The sequence below is a fragment of the Spirosoma validum genome (genome assembly GCF_014699035.1).
GTDB classification, from domain to species: Bacteria; Bacteroidota; Bacteroidia; order Cytophagales; family Spirosomataceae; genus Spirosoma; species Spirosoma validum.
In genome coordinates this window covers 306021-321918 of the sequence record NZ_JACXAA010000001.1, presented here as the reverse complement: position 1 = coordinate 321918, position 15898 = coordinate 306021, and the positions used below count along the sequence as shown (strand labels likewise).

General features: G+C 48.4%; 16 protein-coding genes. 10 read left to right on the top strand and 6 right to left on the bottom strand.

Annotation, left to right across the window (positions count from 1 at the left end; genetic code table 11):
• Nucleotides 1-7 precede the first annotated feature (7 nt).
• The 6 genes from IC230_RS01285 to IC230_RS01260 all read left to right on the top strand — a co-directional run bounded on the left by IC230_RS01285 (nucleotide 8) and on the right by IC230_RS01260 (nucleotide 6091).
• Nucleotides 8-289 (top strand): DUF427 domain-containing protein, encoded by a 282-nt coding sequence (locus tag IC230_RS01285; protein WP_191037151.1) that lies wholly within the window; start codon nucleotides 8-10, stop codon nucleotides 287-289.
• Nucleotides 286-999 carry an ABC transporter ATP-binding protein gene (locus IC230_RS01280; RefSeq protein WP_191037150.1) on the top strand — a complete coding sequence of 238 codons (714 nt, stop codon included), beginning with the start codon at nucleotides 286-288 and terminating at the stop codon, nucleotides 997-999. The genes IC230_RS01285 and IC230_RS01280 overlap by 4 nt, the downstream gene beginning before the upstream one ends.
• A 107-nt stretch (nucleotides 1000-1106) precedes the next feature.
• A complete protein-coding gene (locus IC230_RS01275; RefSeq protein ID WP_191037149.1) occupies nucleotides 1107-2663 on the top strand; it encodes an ABC transporter permease/substrate-binding protein in 1557 nt (518 codons plus the stop codon).
• 10 nt (nucleotides 2664-2673) lie between these two features.
• Entirely contained in the window at nucleotides 2674-4131 is a 1458-nt protein-coding gene (locus IC230_RS01270) for a TonB family protein (protein WP_191037148.1), read from the top strand.
• Between the two features lie 71 nt (nucleotides 4132-4202).
• The gene (gene gcvT / locus IC230_RS01265; protein WP_191037147.1) at nucleotides 4203-5294 is read left to right on the top strand and encodes a glycine cleavage system aminomethyltransferase GcvT; all 1092 of its coding nucleotides are present in this window, start codon (nucleotides 4203-4205) and stop codon (nucleotides 5292-5294) included.
• An 86-nt stretch (nucleotides 5295-5380) separates the two neighbouring features.
• Nucleotides 5381-6091 carry a 2-phosphosulfolactate phosphatase gene (locus IC230_RS01260; RefSeq protein WP_191037146.1) on the top strand — a complete coding sequence of 237 codons (711 nt, stop codon included), beginning with the start codon at nucleotides 5381-5383 and terminating at the stop codon, nucleotides 6089-6091.
• Between the two features lie 72 nt (nucleotides 6092-6163).
• On the opposite strand, the gene IC230_RS01255 is transcribed toward IC230_RS01260, so the two are convergent.
• From IC230_RS01255 to IC230_RS01240, 4 genes are all read right to left on the bottom strand, one after another.
• On the bottom strand, nucleotides 6164-6394 hold the full coding sequence (locus IC230_RS01255; RefSeq protein WP_191037145.1) for an acyl carrier protein: 231 nt from the start codon (nucleotides 6392-6394) through the stop codon (nucleotides 6164-6166).
• Nucleotides 6395-6494: 100 nt separating this feature from the next.
• Nucleotides 6495-7820: a TolC family protein gene (locus tag IC230_RS01250; RefSeq protein ID WP_191037144.1), complete on the bottom strand. Its 1326-nt coding sequence runs from the start codon at nucleotides 7818-7820 to the stop codon at nucleotides 6495-6497.
• Nucleotides 7821-7910: 90 nt separating this feature from the next.
• Entirely contained in the window at nucleotides 7911-9527 is a 1617-nt protein-coding gene (locus IC230_RS01245) for a DHA2 family efflux MFS transporter permease subunit (protein WP_191037143.1), read from the bottom strand.
• A 6-nt stretch (nucleotides 9528-9533) separates the two neighbouring features.
• Nucleotides 9534-10652, bottom strand: a complete 1119-nt coding sequence (locus IC230_RS01240) for an HlyD family secretion protein (RefSeq protein WP_191037142.1) — start codon at nucleotides 10650-10652, stop codon at nucleotides 9534-9536.
• Between the two features lie 175 nt (nucleotides 10653-10827).
• Here IC230_RS01240 and IC230_RS01235 point away from each other — a divergent pair, with 175 nt between their 5' ends.
• The 4 genes from IC230_RS01235 to IC230_RS01220 are packed head-to-tail and all read left to right on the top strand — an operon-like array spanning nucleotide 10828 to nucleotide 13238.
• Nucleotides 10828-11313 carry a MarR family winged helix-turn-helix transcriptional regulator gene (locus IC230_RS01235; protein WP_191037141.1) on the top strand — a complete coding sequence of 162 codons (486 nt, stop codon included), beginning with the start codon at nucleotides 10828-10830 and terminating at the stop codon, nucleotides 11311-11313.
• A 60-nt stretch (nucleotides 11314-11373) separates the two neighbouring features.
• Nucleotides 11374-12732 (top strand): NAD-dependent succinate-semialdehyde dehydrogenase, encoded by a 1359-nt coding sequence (locus IC230_RS01230; RefSeq protein WP_191037140.1) that lies wholly within the window; start codon nucleotides 11374-11376, stop codon nucleotides 12730-12732.
• A gap of 55 nt (nucleotides 12733-12787) precedes the next feature.
• Nucleotides 12788-13009, top strand: a complete 222-nt coding sequence (locus tag IC230_RS01225; protein ID WP_191037139.1) for a hypothetical protein — start codon at nucleotides 12788-12790, stop codon at nucleotides 13007-13009.
• Entirely contained in the window at nucleotides 12987-13238 is a 252-nt protein-coding gene (locus tag IC230_RS01220) for a type II toxin-antitoxin system RelE family toxin (RefSeq protein ID WP_191037138.1), read from the top strand. The genes IC230_RS01225 and IC230_RS01220 overlap by 23 nt, the downstream gene beginning before the upstream one ends.
• A gap of 4 nt (nucleotides 13239-13242) precedes the next feature.
• Here IC230_RS01220 and IC230_RS01215 read toward each other — a convergent pair whose 3' ends face one another.
• Both IC230_RS01215 and IC230_RS01210 read right to left on the bottom strand, forming a co-directional pair.
• Nucleotides 13243-13884, bottom strand: coding sequence for a DedA family protein (locus IC230_RS01215; protein ID WP_191037137.1), 642 nt, complete (start codon nucleotides 13882-13884; stop codon nucleotides 13243-13245).
• 100 nt (nucleotides 13885-13984) lie between these two features.
• On the bottom strand, nucleotides 13985-15883 hold the full coding sequence (locus tag IC230_RS01210) for an ABC-F family ATP-binding cassette domain-containing protein (protein WP_191037136.1): 1899 nt from the start codon (nucleotides 15881-15883) through the stop codon (nucleotides 13985-13987).
• Nucleotides 15884-15898: the final 15 nt, after the last annotated feature.

Below are 15898 nucleotides of genomic sequence, written 5' to 3'. Positions count from 1 at the left end.
ATCGTTTATGAAAGCTATCTGGAACGGCGAAACCATCGCCGAGAGTAACGATACTGTTGTCGTCGAAAATAATCACTACTTCCCGAAAGATTCCCTCAACGCTGCCTACGTAGTGGGCAGCGAAACACGTACTACCTGTCCCTGGAAAGGGATTGCGTCGTATTATTCGCTATCTGTCGGTGGCAAGACGAATACGGATGCTGCCTGGTATTATCCGCAACCCAAGCCAGCGGCTAGTCAGATTAAAGATCGGATTGCTTTCTGGAAAGGCGTACAGATCGTAGAATGATCGAAATCCAGGATCTAGTTAAACGCTTTGGGTCGCATACGGCGGTCGATAACGTATCGCTGAGCATCGGCCAGGGCGAAACGCTGGTACTGCTGGGGACGAGTGGATGTGGCAAAACCACAACACTGAAGATGGTCAACCGACTCATCGAACCTAGCAGTGGCGCAATCCGTGTCAATGGAGTTGATGTCCGTCAGCAGGATGGACCGACGCTCCGCCGACGTATTGGCTATGTGATTCAGGATGGTGGGCTATTTCCACATTATACCATTGCCGAAGCCATTGCCACCGTTCCGAAGCTATTGAATTGGGAATCAACAGCCATTCAGGAGCGTTCCCGCGAACTAATTGATAAGCTTCAGCTACCCGAAACCGTTTTGCTACGTTATCCCGCTGAACTAAGCGGTGGACAGCGGCAGCGCGTTGGTCTGGCGCGGGCTTTGGCCGCTAAGCCCCCCGTTGTTCTCATGGACGAACCCTTTGGCGCGCTTGATCCATTCACGCGCCGACATGTCCGGCGGGAGCTGTTTGGCTTAAACGAATTGAAAGAAACAACTGTCGTTTTAGTCACCCATGACGTAAGCGAAGCCCTCGAACTGGCCAACCGGATTGTACTTATGGATCAGGGCAAGATTGTTCAGGTGGGAACGCCTACTGAGTTACAGAAAAATCCCGCCAACGAGTTTGTTCGCGATTTTCTGGATATTTAAGCGTAGGTATCGCGGACTTCAGTCCGCATACTTGTAGCCAACTTCATATCTGATTTTATGTTGTGTATTCATACGGACTAAAGTCCGTGATACCTACAACCAAACCAATGTCCGACTTCTTCGCCTTTGTTCGTGATCATGCTGATAAACTGCTGGAGCAAACGTTGACGCATATCGGATTAACGTTTGTGTCGTTACTCCTGGCGTTGCTGATTGGGGTGCCGCTCGGTATTCTGATTTCGCGTAAAAGGAAGCTGGCGAGTAGTGTTCTGGGCGTGGCGGGTGTGTTGCAAACCGTGCCGAGCGTAGCGTTGCTGGGTTTCCTGATTCCTTTGCTCGGTATTGGTGTCGGTCCGGCGCTGGTGGCACTTTTTCTGTACGCGTTACTGCCCATTATCCGCAATACGTATGTCGGTATTACGGAAGTCAGCCCACTGACAAAAGAGGCTGCACGAGGTGTCGGTATGACGGATAATCAGGTCTTAACTAAAGTCGAACTACCCTTGGCGCTGCCTGTCATTTTTGCGGGAGTACGTACTGCTACCGTCATTAATGTGGGTGTAGCAACGCTAGCGGCCTACGTAGCAGCTGGTGGGCTGGGCGAATTTATTTTCAGTGGTATCGCGCTCAGCAATGTCAATATGATGCTGGCCGGGGCGATTCCGGCGGCTCTGTTGGCTATTGGTTTTGATTTCGGATTGGCTCGTTTACAGAATCTATCTGCTAAGAAAATGCGGGTTGGCGCACTGGCATTTGTGATTCTGGTGCCGTTTCTATCGGCGTTTTATTTGCTTCCTGGTCGGCAGGACAAGCTCATTGCCGGTTTTGCGCACGAATTCTATGGTCGGTCTGATGGGTATCCGGGTTTGCAGAAAATCTACGGTCTGTCACTACGTCCCCGGCTGATTGATCAGAATCTGATGTATGAAGCCATTCATAAAAAACAGGTTGATATCATCAGTGGCTATTCAACCGATGGACGGATCAAAGCCTTCGATTTACTAGTATTAACCGACAACCGCCATGCGTTTCCGCCGTACGATGCCGCTCCTGTTGTTCGACAAGTTACACTGGATCGTTATCCTGAACTTGGCCCTACGCTGAATCTGCTTGCGGGCAAACTCACAGATTCAGTCATGACCGACCTGAATTACCGAGCCGATTATCTGCACCAGTCGCCCGAACGTATTGCGACCGATTTTTTAAAGAAAGGTGGTTTGTATCAGGTTCCAAAATCGGGAGACCGCCCGCAGACGGTGGTGATGGGATCGAAGGTATTTACGGAGCAATATATCCTGGCTGAGATCTACCGCCAGCTTATTGAAGGAAAAACTCAGTTGCGCGTCGTGACGAAAACGGGCCTGGGTGGTACACAAATCTGTTTCGACGCACTACGAACCGGCGCTATCGATTTTTATCCGGAATATACGGGAACGGGGCTGCTGGTTGTTTTGCAACCTCCGGCTGAAGAACTTAAAAAATTGCCGATGCAGCCTGACTCTGTTTACACATTTGTTAAGCAGCAATTCCTGGAAAAATATCAGCTTGTCTGGCAAAAGCCATTGGGATTTAATAACAGTTACTGCCTGATGATACGTCGGGAGCAGGCAAGGCAACTTGGTATTCGCTCAATTGAGAATTTGGTGCAATATTTGAAAAAATGATAATGCATCTATGAAAATTTATCTTCTTCTCGTTTCGCTGCTCTTAAGCTGGCCAGCGTTTTCGCAAACAACACAAGCATACCAGGTCTTCGAAGTAGACAGTGCTGCGGAACCGCGGGGTGGTGTCGTATTTTTTAATACGTTTATTCAGAGTACGTTGCGAAAGCCAGTTTCTGCTCAGGCCTTAGGGGCTGGTGGTCGTATTGTTGTTGAAGGTATCGTCGAGCCCAATGGCCATATCTCGAATGTAAAAGCATTACAAAGTCTACGTCCTGATTGTGATCGTGAGGCTGTACGGGCTTTTAGCCTCTTCAACGCCTGGAAACCGGCGAAGAAAGGTGGCCAGGCCGTTCGTCAGCGGGTAACTATGCCCATTATGTTCCAGCCTAATACGCCCTTCACGTATTTGCACGGAGCTCGAATTACTTATTTTGGCGCTGACAATAAAGTTGTCGCCGATAGTTCTCAGGCTCAATACAAACAGATGGCACCAGTTGATAGTAATGGTGTCCCTACGGGTGATGTCGTTGTGTATGAGTTAAAAGGTAAGGGCTGGAAAGAGTATTTCAGATTGCCACTGGTTCGACGTAAAAACACTGAGTCAAGTTCTCCACATAAGGTAGCCTATACGATTGGGAACCAGGATCATAAAAAAGATTGGCAGGGGAGTTTTTTTATTGTTGACGAAGACGGTACGATTATTCAGCAGACATTTTATCAGGATAGTAAACCTACCGGAACTGATTTTACCTATCATCCGAATGGGGCCGTAGCTGAGAAACGCGAAAAAAACGATGAAAAAACAGCGATCATGACCTGGTACGCGAATGGACAGATCGAGCAGATAAAAGCCATCGGTCAGCCTACACCGGTGGCACAGAGTGAGCCAGAGTTGTTAACGGCTTTCTGGGATAGTACGGGACATCAATTAGTAACGAATGGCAACGGACGAGCAATTTATCAGAAGCAAGTTCGCTCCGACAAGGATACAACAATATACACACTTTTTGTCGAACAGGGTTCTTATGAAAATGGGTTTAAGCAAGGGAATTGGACGGGTCGCCATGCTGATGGGTCTTATTTTTATGAAGAAGCTTATGATAAAGGTGTCATGCAGTCAGGAAAGGCACGATCAGCCGGAGCGGACACGGTACGCTATACCGCCGTTATGCAACAACCAGAATTTCCGGGAGGAATGCCGGGATTGGGTCAGTTTTTAAGTCAAAATCTTAGTTACCCGGTTACCGCTCAGAAAGCTGGGGCACAAGGAAAAGTTTTCGTCAGTTTTGTAGTCTGCACTGACGGTACGTTGTGCGATTATGAAGTCCTGAAAAGTGTTCAGCCCGACCTGGATCGGGAAGCCGTAGGGGTTGTAAAAAAGATGAGTGGCAAATGGAAACCCGGGTTTCATCGTGGACAAAAAGTCCGGGTGAAGTATAATTTGCCGATCAATTTTACACTCTATTGATTCCATTCCAGCATCACGTAGGTTGAAACCCGTCGTTACGTTCGTAACTTTGCCAGACAACCTCTGCGTACATGTCGCTTAAGCAAGTTCCCCTCCATCATATTCATCAGCAGCTAGGCGCGAAGATCGTGCCGTTTGCGGGTTTCGAAATGCCCGTCCGTTACACATCTGATCTTGACGAGCATAATACGGTACGTAATGCTGTTGGTATTTTCGATGTCTCGCACATGGGCGAGTTCATTCTCAAAGGTGAAGGCGCATTGGACCTGATTCAACGTGTATCGGCCAACGACGCCAGCATGCTTTATGATGGCAAGGTTCAATACAGCTACCTGCCTAATGGGCGGGGTGGTATTGTCGATGATTTGCTGGTTTACCGCATCAGCGACATCGAATATATGCTCGTCGTTAATGCATCGAACATCGAAAAAGACTGGAACTGGATCAGCCAGTATGCGTCGGATTATGAGGTGACAATGACGAACATTTCCGATGATACGTGTCTGTTTGCTGTTCAGGGACCAATGGCGGCTCAAGCATTACAATCGCTGACTGCAGCCGATCTGGATTCGATGGAGTATTATACTTTCGAAAAAACCGATTTTGCCGGATGCGCCAACGTCATTGTGTCCGCAACGGGTTACACAGGCGCGGGTGGCTTCGAAATCTACGTATCGAACCATCAGGCGGAGGAGGTTTGGGCAGCCATCACAAAAGCCGGTGAACCTTATGGTCTTAAACCAATCGGCCTTGGTGCGCGCGATACGTTACGTCTGGAAATGGGTTATAATCTCTACGGCAACGATATCACCGACGAAACGTCTCCTATCGAAGCCGGTTTAGGCTGGGTCACGAAATTCACCCACGACTTCATCGACGCTGATGTACTGAAAGCGCAGAAAGAACAAGGCGTTCCGCGTAAATTAGTGGGCTTTGAGCTACTCGATCGGGGCATTCCGCGGGGTCATTACGAACTGGCTGATGGAGATGGAAATTCCATTGGAGAAGTGACGTCAGGCACGCAGTCGCCCACGCTGGGCAAAGGCGTTGGACTGGGTTACGTACAAACAGCTTACAGCAAACCGGGTTCTGAGCTCTTTGTGAAAGTCCGCGACAGACTCCTGAAAGCCCAGGTCGTTAAACTACCTTTCGTGAAAAAATAAGGGGTATTTATGGTATCGGTTTTGAGAAACCGACATGTTAATAATAAGGTGTGGGTTTTGAGAAACCGGCACCACATCTAGCTAAAATGAAACAAATAGACGTTTGTCTTACCCCAGACTTATTACATCTCCACACTGTTGAGAATACGATTGTTGTTGTCGCCGATGTATTTCGTGCTACATCGTGCATGGTAACGGCTTTTGCGTACGGTGTCAACAGCATCATTCCCGTTGCTACGATTGAGGAATGTCAAAAATTACAGGAACGTGGTTATCTAGCCGCTGCGGAACGTAACGCCAAGCGAGTGGAAGGTTTTGAGCTGGATAACTCGCCTTTTACGTATATGGACGAACGCATCCGGGGCGAAAACGTAGCCATGACAACTACTAACGGTACGCTGGCTATTACGAAATCAAGATCGGCGGTGAAAGTGCTGGTCGGTTCGTTCCTGAATCTGGATGCGATTGTTCGCTACCTGAAAACAGAAGGCTATGACGTCATGGTGCTCTGTGCTGGCTGGAAAGGCCGGGTGAATCTGGAAGATACGCTGTTTGCAGGGGCTTTAGTTGATCGCCTAAAAGACAGCTATGCGATGGCCGAAGATAGCGCGATGATGGCCTGGCGGCTTTACGTGCAGGGAAAAGATAATCTGGTTGCCTACATGTCGAATGCCTCACACATTCGACGGCTTCAACGACTCGGTATCCAGAAAGATATTACGTATTGTCTCCAACACGACTTGTACGACGTAGTTCCCGTATTACGGGGTAATGCGCTGGTGAGTATGGCGGTTTAAAAAACCAAAACGGCCTAGGAGTTTTAACTTCTGGGCCGTTCGTTTAAAAATAAATCGTACTATCAGCTAGAATCAAATAACCGCCTGCTCTTCTTCCAAATACATCAGGACGCCCTGCATGGTGGTTAATCGAGAATAATCTTCGTCGGGAATGCGGATGCCGAACGCTTTTTCTAACTGCATGATCAGGTCAACGGTATCAAGGCTATCCAGGCCCAGGTCGCGCGTAAAATGGGTCTGTTCAGTAATGGCGGACTCAGGTACGCCAAATTGTTTCAGAATCTCAATAACTCGCTTTTTCATACTGGGCTTTCGTTTAGTTCAACCTGCTACTTGTTTATAGAAGTCGTTTTAAAGCAGTTTAGTATACACATTGCTAACTTTTTAACAGCTTTTAATTTTGTTACAACGTCTCGCCCATCAACCGTTTCAACTCTAATTGGTTCAGCAGCAGTTGATATTGAAAATTCAGGCGTCCTAATTCCGCTTCTTCAACACCCGTTTCAGCACTTTGCAGTTCGACGTTCGTAATGACACCGTTACGTAGGCGGGCGTTGGCAATATCGAGCGCCTTTCGGGCCTGCTCGACCTGCGTTTCCAAATTTGCCAGCCGGGTCTGGTTGCTACGTATATCAGCGTTTAATAAAGCGATACTTTGTCGTAACTGGGCATTCGCATTGTCGACCGCGAAACGGCTGGCGTTCAGGTTTAACTGGGCCGCCTGATTCTGTAGTTTATACCGTCTGCCCGAATAAATAGGCGCTACAATGTTGACGCCTGCAATCATGTTGGGACGGAGTTGCTCTACATTCAGTGGATAGCCGTTTTTATAACCGGCTGACCCACTAAAACCAATACTGGGTTGCCCGGCTTTCTGATTGACTAGAATATCTGTTTCAGCTGATTTTACCCGATCCTGGGCCAACTGAATATCCTTGTTGCCGGTTGCTGCCGTCTGAAACTGCCCGTCGATATCGAATAGCTGGACAGGAGCTGATTCGATGCCTAACTTGAATTGTTGAGCCGCCTGAGCCATTGCAGGTTGTGCGCTACCGGTCAGATACGTTAACGCGGCTAACTGGCGTTCGAGCTGATTCTGTAATTCAATTTTGCGGTTAATAGCTATTTTCACCCGAACCTGTTGTGACAATACGTCGTACTGAAGGGCGTCGCCATTTTGTAAGCGAATCCCCAACAGTCTGACATTGGCGCCCGCCGTTTTAATCACCGAATCCTGTACGGTAATGGCCTGTTGCAGGAAACCAACGCCGTAGTAAGCCGCTGCTACCTGATAGCCCAGATTTTGCTGGGTCAGTTCATACGTCCGACGTAAGATCTGTACATTATCGGCCGCCTGCCGTACAGCCGCATCGGTCCGGCCGAAATCATAAATGGTTTGACCAACAGACACATTGGCGTTGACGCTGTTGTTAGGGGCTAGCTTCAGCACGGCGTCCTGCCCATTGATTGGAAACGTAACACTTGGCACCGGGGTGATATAGGCATATGACCCGTTGAACGCTACGTTCGGGCGCATGGCCGTTCGGGCGATATCAATGCGAATTTCACCCGCCTGAAGTTGTTGCTGTTGCTGTTTAAGAATTGGGTAATTCGTATTTGCCTGTTGAATTAAGGTGCGTAACTCATCCGGCAGTTGTATCGCCGGGTTTTGCGCCTTGGCCACCCCAATCGCCAGCAGTGTGGCTATAATAAGAAATGTTGGTTTCATAGCTTTATAGAAAATTCCAGGGGGTTCAGAAAATACGTATCCTGATTTGATCCATCGCTGAACCTCCCGAAACGTGAATGAGGACTGAAATCAGTGGGCGGCATCCGCAACAGCTTTCGCCGTTGCAGCGTCCATTTTTTTGCTTTTTAGCAGGAATAACAAGGGGAACGAGACGACAAAAAATAAGCCTGCCAACTTGAACGTATCCAGGTAAGAGATCATCAACGCCTGCTTGCTGATAATCAAATCGAGGTTTTTATACGCTCCCGTCACGGCGTCCAGGGCATTTACCCCTCTGGCAGCTAAGCCCTGCGTCATGGCATTTAGTCGCTCGGTCAGGATAGGATTGCCCGGTTGCAGATTCGAGACTAAATCGCCCCGATGAACGGCCACGCGCTGCGTAACATACGTATTCGTGATCGCTACTCCGAATGCACCGCCTACCTGCCGCATCATATTGACAATGGCAATACCGGTCGGTAATTGGCGGGGTTCCAGCGTCGAAACGGATTGGTTAATGAGTGGTACGTTAACAAAAGCCAGCCCGATACCCCGGATGATGAGGGCATAAATAAAGAAGTTATCCGGTGTGTCCATCGTGTACGTAGACATGATGAAACAGAAGCTTGAGAAAGCCACGTACCCAACCGCCACCAGTATCCTTGGCGATATGCCTTTTGCTAACAGGCGACCTGCCAGCGCGAACATAGGTAATGTTACTAAACCGCCCGGAATCAGGAGTTTACCGGTCTGGGTAGCTGTTAAACCAACGATACGTTGCGCAAATAAGGGATAAAGCAGGACGGATGTAAACAGACCATATCCGATCACAACCATCAGAATCGATCCGATGGATAGATTGCGATTCTTTAACGTTCGTAGATCCACGACGGGTTCTTTAGTACCACGCAATTCCCACCAGATGAATGCCGGAATGGCGATGACCGCAGCAACCGTCAGCCACTGAATTGTTTTGTCGTCGAACCAGTCATCGGCCTCACCCCGTTCCAGTACGTACTGTAAACTTCCGATACCAACGGCCAGCAGCAGAATACCTAACTGATCAATTTGAATACTCTTTCGGTCGATATTGACTTCGTCAGCCTTCTTATCGATATACGCAATGCTCAGAAACGCGGCCAGAATACCAATCGGTACGTTGATGTAGAACATCCAGCTCCAGTGGTAATTGTCGATGATATAACCGCCGAGCGTCGGGCCAAGGGTCGGTCCCAGCACGATGCCCATCCCGAACAGGGCTGATGCAAGAGCACGCTGCGACATTGGAAAGGCATCGTAAATCAATCCCTGTGAGGTCGAAAGCAATGCACCACCACCCACACCCTGCAAAAATCGGAACAGAATCAGCGTTTCGAGATTGGTCGCAAATCCGCACCCATATGAGGACAGGGTAAACAGAATAATCGACCCGATGTAGTAGTTTTTTCGCCCGAAATACCGTTGCAGGAAGCCCGTCATCGGAATCACGATGACGTTTGCAATGGCGTAGGACGTTACAACCCACGATACGTCTTCAATCGTTACGCCCAAGCTACCGGCAATGTCGTTCAAACCTACGTTGACGATAGACGTATCGATCAGCTCGACAATGGCCGCCGTAATGGCCGTAATGACGATAATCCACTTCTTGAAGCCCGTTGGCAAAGCCGGCGGCTGTGCAGGTAGGGCCAGTGTTTGCGCTGCCATAGTTACTTAGTTTGCTACCCGAACTTCAGCGTCAATACTCAAACCAGCCCGTAGTTTGCTTTTGTATTTTTCCGGGTTAAGGATTTCGATCTTAACCGGTACACGCTGGGTGATTTTTACGAAGTTACCCGATGCATTATCTGGTGGCAGTAGGGCGAAACGGGCTCCGGTAGCATCAGACAGCGACGCCACGCGCCCCTTAATTTCCAGCTCAGGGTAGGCATCAACGGTAATGTCTACGGGCTGACCGACCTGCATTTTGTCTAATTGTGTTTCTTTGAAATTGGCCACAACCCAGAAGGTTGAATCGGCTACGATCGTGAACAGCGTTTGCCCAGGTTGTACGTACTGACCAACTACTACGTTCTTCCGGCCAATTTTTCCGGCGATGGGTGCTGCCAGATGGGCATACCCTACTTTCAGTTTAGCGTTGTCGATAGCGGCCTGTTTCACTTTCAGTACCGCCTGAATTTTCTGGATGTTGGCCTGTGCTTTCGCAATACCGGCCTGCGCTACGCTCTCGGAAGTTTTGGCGAGGTTGATCTGCTCGACATTCGCGTTGTACTGACCAGCCTGTACGTCTACATTACTTTGCGAGTCTTCCAGTTGCTTTCTGGTTAGTGACTGCTCCTTGTAAAGATTCTGATCGCGCTGCAAATCCTGCTGGGCTTTGTTACGCCGGATCGCCTGCACCTGGGCATTGGACTGAGCAACGCGGGCATTTTGTACTACGTTGCGAGCCGTCGCCTGTGCATTTTGCAGGTCAGCGCGGGCGTTGGCGAGGTCGGCCACCGATTGCTGGTAGTCGGCTTCGACTTGCGCCAGTGCTACGTCATATTCCTGCGGGTCAATCGTTATTAACGACTGTCCCTGTTTTACGTTGGCATAATCATCAACATTAACCGATGTTACGTAGCCCGCAACCCGGGCCAGAACCGGCGCTGAGTTGCCCTCAATCTGAGCATTATCGGTTGTTTCATATTGCTGGCTATGCCGAAAAGCCTGATAGCCAAAGTAGCCGCCAATTATAAGGATTAAACCAATAATGATGCGTGGAAGATACGTACGTATCGTACTGGGTTCTTCTGTCGTTGTTAAGTCTGCAGTGGTTGTTTGCGTTGCCATTTTATATAGATTCGATCAATGTCTATTTTCGTGATGAGCAATTTTTGTGATCAACTGCTCTTGTTTAATTAATGCGCAACAAAAGTAAACCAGGTTGACTATAAAGTCAAGTAGGTTGACTATATTTGTACAATATTTTGAAGCTAATTGTTTCAGAGTTATTTAATTTACATTCATGATCGTGGAAACAGATAAAACTTCCTTTGATTTTAACCAATTTAGACTGATTCGGGAACGGTCTGTTGGTCGCTTATTCTGGCGGCTCAAACGATTTACGAGTAATTTTATAGAACCTCGTTTACATGCGCTTGGCTATACCGATTTTAAGATGAGTTACCTGATGTTCCTTTCGAATATCGAAGAGAACGGTATAACCAATAATGAGCTGGCCAAACGGGCCTGCGTAACCAAACAGATGATGAGTAAAATTGTCGGTCTGCTGGAAGAGGAGGGCTATATTTATACGCAGAAGAACCCGAATGATTCACGTTCCAGCATTATTTTCCTGAATGATCGAGGTAAGGAATTATTTGTCGCTCTTGAAGGATGTATGCAGGAAGCCCGTCGCAAATTTGACGCCATTGTTGGCCATGAACGCATGGAACAGGTGATCGAGACAATGGCCAGATTGGTTACCGAACTGGAAAAAGACGAACAATAAGCGGGTATAGACGGTATGATACTACATGTGTGATTGGCTTAGGCACACATTCTATACGTCATGTTTTCGTCTGTCAATCCGTATACTCAAAAAAAAATAAAAACGTATCGAGCCGACAGCCAAACGGTTATCGAACGCAAACTAAAACAAGCCGACCGGGCGTTTGCCGACTGGTCGGCTTTGTCATTGGCAGAACGTACTGGTTACCTGCGTAAAGTCGGCGAATACCTGACTGCCAACAAACAACGTTACGGTGAACTCATGACCGCTGAGATGGGTAAAACCCTCAAAGAAGCCATTGCTGAGGTCGAAAAGTGTGCCGCAACCTGCACGTTCTACGCCGATCATGCCGAAGTGTTTCTGGCCGATCAGATCATTGAAACAGAGGCAGCGAAAAGTTTTATTACGTATCAGCCCCTGGGACCCGTGCTCGCCATTATGCCCTGGAATTTCCCATTCTGGCAGGTGATGCGATTCGCTATTCCAGGGCTGATTGCCGGGAACGTCGGTTTACTTAAACACGCACCTAACGTATTTGGCTGTGCGCTGGCAATTGAGGAAGCTTTTCAATCGTGTGGGGTGCCAACGGGTGTTTTTCAATCGCTTCTGATCGGCGTTCCGCCTGTAGAAGGATTGTTAAACGATAAGCGCGTCAAGGCTGTTACGCTCACCGGAAGCGGGCGGGCGGGCGCGTCCGTAGCGTCGATTGCGGGGAGTCAAATCAAAAAGTCGGTATTGGAGTTGGGCGGTTCCGATGCGCTGATTGTACTGGCCGATGCTGATCTTGAAAAAGCGGCCGAGGTAGCCGTAAAATCCCGCATGCAGAATGCCGGACAGAGTTGCATTGCCGCCAAACGATTTATTGTTGAGAAGTCGGTCAAAAAGCAGTTTACCGAACGGGTTCTAGACCAAATAAATCAAATTAAGCAAGGTGATCCAATGAACGATGCTACGACAATGGGACCGATGGCTCGCCTTGACCTTGCCGACGCCATTGAACGCCAATGTCGCGAATCGGTAGCAAAAGGGGCGAAACTACTAACGGGTGGTCAGCGGGATGGTTGCAACGTAGCACCGATGTTGCTGGATAAAGTAAAACCCGGAATGGCTGCTTTTGACGAAGAGACGTTTGGTCCGTTAGCGGTTATTATCGAAGCTAAAGACGAAACCGATGCAACTCGATTAGCAAACCAGTCAGATTTTGGTCTCGGTTCCGCCCTTTGGACGCAGGACGTAGCAAAAGCCGACCGGCTAGCACGACAAATTCAGGCTGGTTCTGTATTTATAAATGGATTAATGCGCTCCGACGCTCGCGTGCCGTTCGGGGGAATTAAGACCTCCGGTTTTGGCCGGGAATTATCGGAAGTAGGTATTAAAGAGTTTGTAAACGTGAAAACGGTCTGGGTAGAGAAGACCTGAATTAGTTCATTTATATTTGGGTATAATTGGCATCAGAACTTCACAGAAAAAAATCATGAAACCGCAATTCATCACCGACGAGAAAGGCAATCGTACGGGCGTCATTCTGCCGATAAACGATTTTAATAAATTATTGGAGGAATTGGATGAGAATCATACCGCCCATCTTTATGATAAAGCAAAAGAAGAAAAACTGACGTTTCGGCCATTGAACGACGTTTTAAAAGAAGTAGAGGCTAAACGTACTAAACGACGTGTATCAGGTTCAGATCAGTAATCGAGCGGCAAAAGCGCTTGAAAAATTGCCTGATGGATTATACGAACGAATAAGGGAAGCCATTCAGGACTTAGCTGAAAATCCACGTCCGACAGGTTGCAAAAAGTTGAAAGGACGACTGGGTTACCGTATTCGCGTAGGCGATTACCGTATTGTTTATGAAATAGAAGATGATAAGCTATTAGTACTAATTATTGACATTGGCCATCGTCGGGAAATCTATCGCTGAAAATTTAAACGTTTTCAGCTTTCTTTTCTTTGCGGGCGTTCAGATATCCCTTGATAACGGTGAACGTAGTGATCGCCAAGAAGAACAGTATAATGTACTGGACGTAGTCGACAATGCCTGGAAACTGAGCGCCAAAGAAAAAGCCACCACCGACCAGCGTTATTACCCAGATAGCGCCACCTACTACGTTGTAAATCATGAAAAACTGGAAGGGCATATGAATCAGGCCCGCCAGTAGGGGAGCAAACGTGCGGACAACGGGTAAGAACCGGGAAATAATTAATGCGCTATTGCCATATTTAACAAAAGCATCCCGCGTATTGTCGATGTATTTCTGCTTGAAAAACAGGGAGTCAGGTCGATTCTTGATTTTGCCGCCAAAGTAATAGCCAGTTAAATAACCGATCAGCGAGCCAACCACAGCTGCCCCGAAAATACAGGTTAATAATAGCCAGAGTGGTACGTTCAGTAGCTTGGTTCCGGCAAATACGCCCGATAGAAACAGCAGGTAATCGCCTGGGAGAAAAAAGCCGAAGAAAAAGCCGTTTTCAACGAAGACAATGAGCGTAATAATCACCAGACCACCCGTCCGAATAATTTCTTCGGAGTTAAGAATGTACCTGAAAAATTCAACAATCTGATCCATAATGTAATAACGAGCCTCTGGCTCGTTAGGCCGCCATAGCGGCAAATGGTTTAGGCCTAAAGTTACCGCAATCGCGGCTTAACGGGCCAAAGACCCGTTACTACATGTACTCCGCCAGTTCAAGCCAACGGTCCGATTTTTCGGCGATGCTTTGGTCAATCTGTTCGATTTCCCGCGCCCAGGCGATCAATTCTTCGTGATGCCCGCCAATATTCATCAGATCCACAACTTCAGCTTTTCGTTGTTCCAGTTTCTCGATTTCTTTCTCGAGCGTTTCGTATTCACGGATCTCTTTAAACGACAGTTTCTTTTTCGACCCGTTCGTGTTCCCATTTACTATTTCGGAAGAAACTACCGGCGCAGGCGTTTGGTTCTTAATCGCAGTCGGCGCTGGTTTATCATTTTGTGACGTATTCTTTGGCTGGGAATCCCGCCACTCCCGATAATCGGTATAATTTCCTGGGTAATCGCGGACTTTTCCGGCACCTTCCATCACGAAAACGTGCTCAACAAGCCGATCCATGAAGTACCGGTCGTGCGTCACAATCAGTACGCAGCCCGAAAAGTTAAGCAGAAAATCTTCCAGTACGTTCAGGGTCGTAATGTCGAGGTCGTTGGTGGGCTCATCCAGAATCAGGAAGTTTGGATTCTGTACCAGAGCCAGCAACAATTGCAGACGCCGTTTTTCGCCCCCGCTCAGTTTTGCTACGTAGTCGTACTGCTTGGAGCGGTCGAACAGGAAGCGACTCAATAACTGCGTAGCTGTAATCGTGTCACCACTCGCCAGTTTCATCACTTCTGCTACGTCCTGCACTACGTCAATAACGCGCTGATTTTCGGGTAAATTGAGTTCGGTCTGCGTATAATAACCAAACTTCACGGTGCCACCCGTCGTGATTTTCCCCGAATCAGGTCGAATCTGCCCGGTCAGCATGTTCATGAGCGTTGTTTTACCCATGCCATTTTTCCCGATCAGACCCACGCGGTCGGGGCGCTTGAACGTGTAGGTAAAATGATCGAGCAATACCTTGTCACCAAAGCGTTTACTCAGATTTTCGACTTCCAGAATTTTACTGCCCAGGCGAGACATCCGTAGATTCAGGTCCAGCTCACCGTCGTTACGTTTGCCGCTGGTTTTTTCCTTTAGTTCGTCGAACGCATCAATTCGATACTGGGCTTTTGTGCCCCGCGCTTTTGGTTGCCGGCGCATCCATTCCAGCTCGCGCCGGAACGTATTGCGATCTTTGGTGAGTTCAGACGCTGCCGCTGTTTCACGCTCATCTTTTTTCTCCAGAAAGTACGCGTAATTGCCTTTGTACGTATAGAGCTGACCATTATCCATCTCGGCAATCTGGTTGCAGACCCGATCCAGAAAATACCGGTCGTGGGAAACCATCAGCAACGTACCGTTATTGGTATTGAGGTGATTTTCGAGGTATTCAATGGCTTCCAGATCGAGGTGGTTGGTCGGCTCATCCAGAATCAGCAGATCGGGGTTCTGAATCAGCACCCGCGCCAGGGCTACTCGTTTGCGTTGCCCCCCGGATAACGAACTGACGGGTTGCATGACGTCCTGAATGCCCAATTCGCCCAACATTTGCCGGATTTGTGATTCATAATCCCAGGCTTCCAGCTTTTCCATATCGACCATCGCCTGCTCAAGACCAGCATGGTCTTCAGTGGCAAGCGCGTGTTCATACGCCCGCACAGCATCGAGTTGGGCACTTTCGCCTGCTAGTACGGCTTCCATTACGGTTAGCGCATCGTTAAAGTCAGGTTGCTGATCGAGGTAGCCAATCGTAATATCTTTCCGTTGACTGACAACGCCCGAATCGGGTGGCATTGCACCCGCCAGAATGGACAAGAGGGTGGTTTTCCCGGAACCATTAGCACCGACAATAGCCACTTTATCGCCCCGATTTACGCCGAACGTTAAGTTTTTAAACAGAGTACGGTCGCCGTAGGACTTCGTTAAATTTTCGGCTGATAGGTAATTCATAAGTTAATGCTCCCC